The sequence below is a fragment of the Paraburkholderia sp. J94 genome, assembly GCF_905220285.1.
Lineage (GTDB): Bacteria > Pseudomonadota > Gammaproteobacteria > Burkholderiales > Burkholderiaceae > Paraburkholderia > Paraburkholderia tropica_A.
Window position 1 is genome coordinate 1 of sequence record NZ_CAJMZH010000041.1, and the last position, 1,143, is coordinate 1,143.

1 protein-coding gene is annotated in these 1,143 nt (G+C 63.1%); it reads right to left on the reverse strand.

Going from position 1 to position 1,143, the window contains the following annotated elements; translation table 11 throughout:
• On the reverse strand, nt 1–1,143 hold a 1,143-nt coding region (locus U4Y88_RS37525), incomplete at both ends, for a type VI secretion system tip protein VgrG (RefSeq protein WP_321790114.1).

The window sequence follows — 1,143 nt, forward strand, 5'->3', positions numbered from 1 at the left end:
ACCTTCATGTCCTGAACGACATCAGCCTGGCTCGATTCGGGCGTCTGCGCGGCATGCTTCTTCGCGAGTTGCGACAGATCCTCGTGCTGCTGGCGGGCCTGGGTAAGCCGCGCGACCGTCTCGCCCATGTCCTTGACCGGAGACGATGCTCCTTCGCGGGGCTCGGTGGTCAGCAACATCCCCTGGTTGCCACGCCCCACAACATGCGCGTCCGAGGCAATCTCAATCCCCTCACCCCGCGCCACAGTCCGCCCCTTGTCCCCATCGATGCGCGTGTTGTACCCCGCAACAAACCGCGAGTTGGCGTAATCACTCGTCATCTGCACCTGCAACTGCCCAGGCGTATCGTCGGACACCACCGTATTGGAACCCTTGCCAAACCCCGCCAGGCTCTGACTGCGCCAGCCCGAAAGCGCGTGGTTCTGGTACAGATCCCAGGGCACCTTGTTGTAGTCCGTCACATGACTACCGAGGATGAACGGACGATCAGGATCGGAGTTCACATAGCCGATATAGACGTGATCGCCCACGCGCGGAAGCCACAGCCCGCCATACCGCTGCCCCTGCCACACCTGCATGAGCGGTATCCAACACGACGCCTGCTCAGTGCGCTTGTTCCTGCGGTCCCAGATGAACTTCACGCGCACGCGCGCCATCGGGTCCGTGAGCACACCAGGATCGCGGTCGTAACCGGTCACGACCGCCGTCTCCGCAAACGCACGCGGCTTCTTCGCCTTCAGCGGGATGCGGTAGGCGTGGAGCGAGGGCACGCCCCAGAACTTCATCCGGCATATGTATTCCCGCTTGACCTCGCCGCCCTGCGTCACCGAGTCGTTGTTCACGATCTCGATCTTCGTGCCCGTCACGATGTACTTGCGGTTCACCGGATAGAACGGGTGGTCCGTGATCGTCAGCTGCCGCCCGGTCATCACACCGCGCAGGTTGCCCCACGCCTTGATGACCAGCGACTTGTTGCGATGCGCATCGGCGCGCACGCGCGCCAGGTGCGAGCCTTCGAACTCATCGTCGTTGCGCGGGGAATTCAGTCCGTTCCCCCCCTGCTGCGGCTGTGCGTAATCGGCCCAGATATATTCACGGGCGTTGTCGTTGGTCGCCTCCGATGGCTTCGCAACCGCGCGGCTA